At 53.3% G+C, this 4,281-nt stretch carries 6 protein-coding genes; 2 read left to right on the forward strand and 4 right to left on the reverse strand.

Annotated features, from left to right (window positions below):
* The 3 genes from cgtA to rplU form a co-directional block, all read right to left on the reverse strand.
* The coding region (gene cgtA / locus RT340_RS22120) for an Obg family GTPase CgtA (RefSeq protein WP_313377815.1) at positions 1 to 775 on the reverse strand (775 nt) is incomplete at its 3' end.
* Between the two features lie 249 nt (positions 776 to 1,024).
* A complete protein-coding gene (gene rpmA / locus RT340_RS22125; protein ID WP_003851093.1) occupies positions 1,025 to 1,282 on the reverse strand; it encodes a 50S ribosomal protein L27 in 258 nt (85 codons plus the stop codon).
* A 15-nt stretch (positions 1,283 to 1,297) separates the two neighbouring features.
* Positions 1,298 to 1,609: a 50S ribosomal protein L21 gene (gene rplU, locus RT340_RS22130; RefSeq protein WP_034826596.1), complete on the reverse strand. Its 312-nt coding sequence runs from the start codon at positions 1,607 to 1,609 to the stop codon at positions 1,298 to 1,300.
* 254 nt (positions 1,610 to 1,863) lie between these two features.
* Here rplU and ispB point away from each other — a divergent pair, with 254 nt between their 5' ends.
* Both ispB and RT340_RS22140 read left to right on the forward strand, forming a co-directional pair.
* Positions 1,864 to 2,835 (forward strand): octaprenyl diphosphate synthase, encoded by a 972-nt coding sequence (ispB, locus tag RT340_RS22135; protein WP_038649473.1) that lies wholly within the window; start codon positions 1,864 to 1,866, stop codon positions 2,833 to 2,835.
* A gap of 272 nt (positions 2,836 to 3,107) precedes the next feature.
* On the forward strand, positions 3,108 to 3,389 hold the full coding sequence (locus tag RT340_RS22140) for a helix-turn-helix domain-containing protein (RefSeq protein ID WP_097118193.1): 282 nt from the start codon (positions 3,108 to 3,110) through the stop codon (positions 3,387 to 3,389).
* A gap of 65 nt (positions 3,390 to 3,454) precedes the next feature.
* Here RT340_RS22140 and murA read toward each other — a convergent pair.
* On the reverse strand, positions 3,455 to 4,281 hold an 827-nt coding region (gene murA / locus RT340_RS22145), incomplete at its 5' end, for a UDP-N-acetylglucosamine 1-carboxyvinyltransferase (protein ID WP_313377820.1).

A 4,281-nucleotide genomic window follows, 5' to 3' on the forward strand; every position in this document is an offset into this window, starting at 1 on the left:
CGTTTTCCACCGGATCGGATTCGTCGATCGGCGCCAGATCGATCAGGTGCAACAGTACACGGCAACGCTCAAGGTGCTTCAGGAAGCGAATCCCCAGACCGGCACCATCCGCTGCGCCTTCAATCAGGCCCGGGATATCGGCGACGACGAAGCTCTTTTCGTTGTCCATGCGCACTACACCAAGGCTTGGCACCAAAGTAGTAAACGGATAATCCGCCACTTTTGGTTTAGCCGCAGACACGGAGCGAATAAAGGTCGATTTACCGGCATTCGGCAGACCAAGCATACCGACATCAGCCAGCAGCATCAGCTCCAGCTGCAGGTCACGCTTCTCGCCCGGCGTACCCATGGTCTTCTGACGTGGGGAACGGTTAACCGAGGATTTAAAACGCGTATTACCCAAGCCGTGCCAGCCGCCTTTCGCGACCATCAGCTTCTGCTCGTGGCGCGTCATGTCACCCAGCGTTTCGCCAGTACCCTGGTCAATCACGCGGGTACCGACAGGCACCTTGATAATGATGTCTTTGCCGCGTTTACCGGTGCAATCACGGCTCTGGCCATTTTGACCACGTTCGGCGCGGAAAGATTTCTCGAAGCGATAGTCGATCAGGGTATTCAGGTTTTCATCCGCCAGCAGGTAAACATCACCGCCGTCACCGCCATCGCCGCCGTCCGGGCCACCGCGTGGAATGTATTTTTCGCGGCGGAAGCTGACGCAACCATTACCGCCATCGCCTGCAACCGCAAGGATCGTCGCTTCATCTACAAACTTCATTTTATTTCTCCGTCACGCTATCGTTCGCGGCGACTAAAGCACAGCAAACGGGTCCGCCAGGGTCTTCTGCGCTGACCGGCGGCGGATAATACAAGACTGGCAAAGCCAGGAGTACATAAATTGTACAGCAAACTGCGCGTTTTGGTCAGAGGGAATCCCGCAACCTGCGGCAGAATGTAAAAAGCCCCGCAAAGCTGCGGGGCCTTCAATTCGTGTGTTCAGACGTTAACCGTCTGCGTCACAACAACCTTACTCAGCAACGATGCTGATGTACTTACGGTTGTTAGGACCTTTAACTTCGAATTGTACTTTACCGTCTGCGGTAGCAAACAGGGTGTGGTCACGACCACAACCTACATTGGTACCTGCGTGGAATTTGGTGCCACGCTGACGAACGATGATGCTACCCGCCAGAACAGATTCACCACCGAAACGCTTAACACCCAGACGTTTTGCATTGGAGTCGCGACCGTTACGAGTCGAGCCACCAGCCTTTTTATGTGCCATTTGTCAGATCTCCTCTTACGCGCCGATCACAGTGATTTTCACATCAGTGAACCACTGACGGTGACCAGCTTGCTTACGGTAGTGTTTACGACGACGAAACTTAACAATCTTAACTTTCTCGCCACGACCGTGAGCAACAACTTCTGCCTTGATCACACCGCCTGATACCAGTGGCGCGCCGATTTGCACGTCTTCGCCATTTGCAATCATCAGAACCTGGTCGAACTCAATGGTTTCGCCGGTTGCGATGTCCAGCTTTTCCAGGCGAACGGTCTGACCTTCGCTTACTCGGTGTTGTTTACCACCACTTTGGAAAACCGCGTACATATAAAACTCCGCTTCTGCGCATGCCTTTCTATTCATCAGGCGGCGCGATAAATATTCACAATAGGGCGCGAATTCTACGCAAATCTCCAGCAGAAGACAAGTGCACTTTGCACTCTCTTGCAGAAAAAAAGCGCAGGACGAATGCAAACGTTTCTCAGCCCGATTTTTCAAGTACAATCAGTAACAGATTACCTGAACTCACGCTGGGTAAAAGCGCTTACCATGCAAAATACGAGTCAAAGCTGAACAGACGAATGAACTTAGAACAGATTAATGAATTAACCGCGCAGGATATGGCGGCCGTCAACCAGACCATCCTCGACCAGCTGAATTCAGATGTCTCACTGATTAATCAGTTGGGTTACTACATCATCAGCGGCGGAGGCAAACGTATCCGGCCCATGATCGCGGTGCTCTCGGCACGTGCGCTGAACTACCAGGGATCGCTACATGTCACCAATGCGGCGCTGATCGAATTTATCCACACGGCGACTCTGCTGCACGATGATGTGGTGGATGAATCCGATATGCGCCGTGGCAAAGCCACTGCCAATGCCGCGTTCGGTAATGCTGCCAGTGTGCTGGTGGGGGACTTCATCTACACCCGCGCGTTTCAGATGATGACCAGCATGGGATCCTTAAAGATCCTCGCGCTGATGTCTGAAGCAGTGAACGTGATTGCGGAAGGTGAAGTGCTGCAGCTGATGAACTGCAACGATCCCGATATCACGGAAGAGAGCTACATGCGCGTCATCTACAGTAAGACCGCGCGCCTGTTTGAAGCGGCTTCTCAAGCCTCCGCGATTCTGGCTGAAGCCACGCCGGCGCAGGAAAAAGCGCTGCAGGATTATGGTCGCTATCTGGGTACCGCTTTCCAGTTAATTGACGATTTGCTGGATTACAGTGCGGATGGCGAAACCCTGGGTAAAAATACCGGTGATGACCTGAGCGAAGGCAAGCCGACACTGCCGCTGCTCCATGCCATGCACAACGGTACACCAGAGCAAGCTCAGATGATCCGCAAAGCAATCGAAGAAGGCAACGGTCGCCATCTGCTGGAACCGGTACTGGATGCCATGCAACAAACTGGCTCGCTGGAATGGACGCGCAAACGCGCTGAAGAAGAGGCGGATAAAGCCATTGCTGCTCTGCAGGCCCTGCCAGAAACGCCGTGGCGTAGTGCACTCGAAGCATTGGCCCACATGTCAGTGCAGCGTGATTTCTGATTGCTATTACGGGGCGGCATAGCCCCGTTTTCTTTCCTGCCTCACCCGTATTCTCCCCCTGCTTTACTTCCCAGCGCTTCACCTGACTGCCCATTACATTCCTTGCATCGCTTTTGCGAAAGAGAGCTCAGTTTAATGCGAGGCCAAAACAATTACTGGAAGCTTATGGAAATTATTTGCTATAAGGTTTTTGTTTTTTCCTAATATCTCTGTATTGGATACGCCCGTTGCGGCAGAGACAACGCAATAACATGGACAAGGAGCAGGACGTTATGAAAGCAAGGAAACAGGATTGGCATCCCGCAGATGTGATTGCCGCACTGCGTAAAAAAGGCACATCAATGGCTGAATTGTCACGCAATTCGGGGCTGAACTCGTCCACACTCTCCAACGCACTTTCCCGCCCCTGGCCCAAAGGAGAGTGGTTGATCGCTGACGCGATCGGTGTACATCCCGCCGAGATCTGGCCAACTCGCTATTATGATCCCATTACATCGCGCTTGCTGGATCGCAAAAAACGTATTCGATCCCCCAGGGTTCGGCAGGAGACCTGAGATCCAGGACATAAAAAAACCAGCCACGTTATCGTGACTGGTTATCATCAAACGTTGAGTCAGCGTTATTCGCCGCTGACGCGCTCGATATTGGCACCCATGGCCTTCAGTTTATCTTCGATGTGCTCATAGCCACGGTCGATATGATAAATACGGTCCACAATGGTGGTGCCTTCCGCGATGCAACCGGCCAGTACCAGGCTCGCAGAGGCGCGCAGGTCGGTTGCCATCACTTGTGCACCTGACAGCGTCTCAACACCGTGGCAAATCGCAGTGTTGCTTTCGATTTCCGCGTGACCGCCCATACGAATCAGCTCAGGGATGTGCATGAAACGGTTTTCGAAGATGGTTTCGGTGATCACGCCTGTGCCTTCCGCCACCATGTTCAGCAAGGTGAACTGTGCCTGCATGTCGGTTGGAAAACCTGGGTGTGGTGCAGTACGGACGTTAACTGCCTTAGGGCGCTTACCGTGCATATCGAGGCTGATCCAGTCTTCACCGGTTTCAATCTCGGCACCCGCATCACGCAGTTTTGCGAGTACCGCATCCAGCGTATCGGGCTGGGCTTTATGGCACACCACTTTACCGCGGGAAATCGCAGCAGCGACAAGGAAGGTACCGGTTTCGATACGATCCGGCAGAACGCGATACACACCGCCACCCAGACGTTCTACGCCTTCGATGGTAATTTTATCTGTGCCTGCACCGCTGATTTTTGCGCCCAGCGTGTTGAGGAAGTTTGCCGTATCGACAATTTCCGGCTCACGCGCGGCGTTTTCAATAATGGTCGTGCCAGTGGCAAGCGTTGCCGCACTCATGATGGTCACGGTCGCGCCAACGCTGACTTTGTCCATGACGATATGCGCGCCTTTCAGGCGGCCATTAACGGAAG

The sequence above is a fragment of the Pantoea sp. CTOTU50773 genome (genome assembly GCF_032082325.1).
GTDB lineage: Bacteria > Pseudomonadota > Gammaproteobacteria > Enterobacterales > Enterobacteriaceae > Pantoea > Pantoea communis.

Excerpts from the sequence above, each read along its gene's own strand:
- rpmA (WP_003851093.1), bottom strand. The coding sequence starts at position 1,282 with ATGGCACATAAAAAGGCTGGTGGCTCGACTCGTAACGGTCGCGACTCC.
- rplU (WP_034826596.1), bottom strand. The coding sequence starts at position 1,609 with ATGTACGCGGTTTTCCAAAGTGGTGGTAAACAACACCGAGTAAGCGAA.
- ispB (WP_038649473.1), top strand. The coding sequence starts at position 1,864 with ATGAACTTAGAACAGATTAATGAATTAACCGCGCAGGATATGGCGGCC.
- RT340_RS22140 (WP_097118193.1), top strand. The coding sequence starts at position 3,108 with ATGAAAGCAAGGAAACAGGATTGGCATCCCGCAGATGTGATTGCCGCA.